The following is a 2,274-nucleotide window of genomic DNA, read 5'->3' as shown; positions in this document are numbered from 1 at the left end:
GGCCGGCTGGCCCGCCGAACAGTACGCAGCCGCGTCGTTGGCCGATGCGCTGAAAACGGGTGCAACATACGTGGGTGATGACGCGGCGGCCTTGATCGCTGCCGATAGCCTCGATGTGATTGTCGAGGCGACCGGCGCGCCGGCAGCGGGCGCGGCGCATTGCTTGCTTGCAATCGAGCACCGCCGCCACATTGTGATGGTGAATGTCGAAGCCGATGCGCTGGTTGGCCCTCTGCTCGCCCGCCGCGCCGCCGAGGCCGGGGTAGTCTATTCGCTGGCCTACGGCGATCAGCCGGCCCTGATCGCCGAACAGGTGGAGTGGGCGCGGGCTTGTGGCTTCGAGGTGGTTTGCGCCGGCAAGGGCACCCGCTATCTGCCCCATTACCACCACAGCACGCCAGAGACGGTCTGGCAGTATTACGGCTTGAGCGCCGAGCAGGCGGCTGCCGGCGGGATGAACCCGCAGATGTTCAATTCCTTCCTCGACGGCACCAAGTCGGCGATCGAGATGGCGGCGGTGGCGAATGCCTGCCATCTGCGCCCGCAGCCGCATGGCCTTGCCTTCCCGCCGTGCGGGGTCGATGATTTGGCCCACGTTTTGCGCCCGCGTGAGGCTGGCGGCCAACTCACCCACGCCGGCACCGTCGAGGTGGTCTCGTCACTCGAACGCGATGGTCGCCCGGTCTTCCGTGATCTGCGCTGGGGCGTCTATGTGGTCTTTGCCGCGCCCGACGCCTACGTGCAGCGTTGTTTTGCCGAATATGGTCTCGTCACCGACGCAAGCGGCGTCTACAGTGCGCTCTACCGCCCCTACCACTTGATCGGCCTTGAGTTGCCGATCTCGGTGTTGCGAGTGGGCTTGCGCCACGAGGCGACCGGTTGCCCGCAGGCGTTTCTAGGTGATGTGGTGGCGGTGGCCAAGCGCGATCTCGCCGAGGGCGAGGCGCTCGATGGCGAGGGGGGCTACACCGTGTACGGCAAGCTGATGCCGGCGGCTGATTCAGTGGCTGCCGGCGCGTTGCCGATCGGTCTCGCTCACGGCATCCGCACCTTGCGCCCGATTCCGGCTGGGTCCGTTGTGCGTTGGGATGATGTCGCCTACGAAACGAACCATCCAACCGTGCGCTTGCGCCGGTTAATGGAGCGCACGATGGCGCCGGGGGTGGCCCAATGACAGTGGCGTTGCTTGGTCTTGGACTGATGGGCCGGCCCATGGCCTGCACCTTGTTGGCCGCCGGTTGGCCGGTGATCGGCTGGAATCGCTCGCCGCTTGATCCCGCACTCACCGCCGGGATTCCGCTAGCGGCGACGCTGGCCGAGGCTGCGCAAGCCGAGACGCTGATCCTGATGCTAAGCGATTCGGCAGCGGTTGATGAGCTGTTAGGCCGGCTCGATCCGCTGTTGCGGGCCGGCCAGTTGGTGATCGATATGGGCAGCTCCGATCCGCTCCGTTCGCAAGCGCATGCGGTGGCGTTGGCAGCGCGCGGGATTGGCTGGGTGGATGCGCCAGTGTCAGGCGGCCCGGAAGGGGCGGCAGCGGGTACGCTGGCGATTATGGTAGGTGGCGCCGCGGCGGATGTGGCGCGAGCATGGCCGATCTTGAGCGCGTTAGGCCGCCCGACTCACGTTGGCCCGGCTGGGGCCGGCCATATGGCCAAAGTGATTAACCAGTTGATCGTTGGGCTGACGATCCAAGCGGTCGCCGAAGCGACGGCGCTGGCCGAGGCGTATGGCCTCGATCCGGCGCTGCTCCGCGCCGCGCTGGCCGGCGGCTTTGCCGACTCGAAGGTGTTGCAGATCCACGGCGCGCGCATGGCAACCCGGCGCTACATCCCCGGCGGCAAAGTGACAACGCAGCTCAAGGATCTGCGCATGGCGGCGGCGATGGCGGCTGTGGCGGGGATCGAGCTGCCCCACCTGCGTGATACCATCACCCGCTACGAGACGTTGGTCGCCGGCGGGTACGGCGACCTTGACCATTCGGCGTTACACATGTTGCTAGCGCCGAAGCCGACCTCGTAGGGACATTGCGCCGCAATAGGACCTTGCAGCGCAATGTCTCCGCAGCGTCACGACGGCGACGTTCACAACCACGCGCCCGCAGGCGCGGGATGGTAAGCAAGCGGGCCGGGAGTTAGCAGCTCCCGGCCCGTGCATTTGTCGTTACAACCGGCACTTACTGCTACGGCTGCGGCACGTAGTGCACCAGCGGCACGTACCACGCAGAGATAAAGTAGCTCGCGCCCGCCGTGAAGGGGATGTTGTTGACGCGCA

2 protein-coding genes are annotated in these 2,274 nt (G+C 66.4%); both read left to right on the top strand.

The genetic code is table 11. The features are described 5' to 3' along the window. On the top strand, positions 1–1,174 hold a 1,174-nt coding region (locus U9R81_RS14960; protein WP_322496232.1), incomplete at its 5' end, for an NAD(P)H-dependent oxidoreductase. Then, on the top strand, positions 1,171–2,022 hold the full coding sequence (locus tag U9R81_RS14955) for an NAD(P)-dependent oxidoreductase (protein WP_322496231.1): 852 nt from the start codon (positions 1,171–1,173) through the stop codon (positions 2,020–2,022). The genes U9R81_RS14960 and U9R81_RS14955, both read left to right, overlap by 4 nt. Positions 2,023–2,274 lie beyond the last annotated feature (252 nt).

The sequence above is a fragment of the Chloroflexus sp. genome, assembly GCF_034435895.1.
Taxonomy (GTDB): domain Bacteria; phylum Chloroflexota; class Chloroflexia; order Chloroflexales; family Chloroflexaceae; genus Chloroflexus.
The sequence above is the reverse complement of the archived record's forward strand: the minus strand, read 5'-3'. Positions and strand labels throughout refer to the sequence as shown.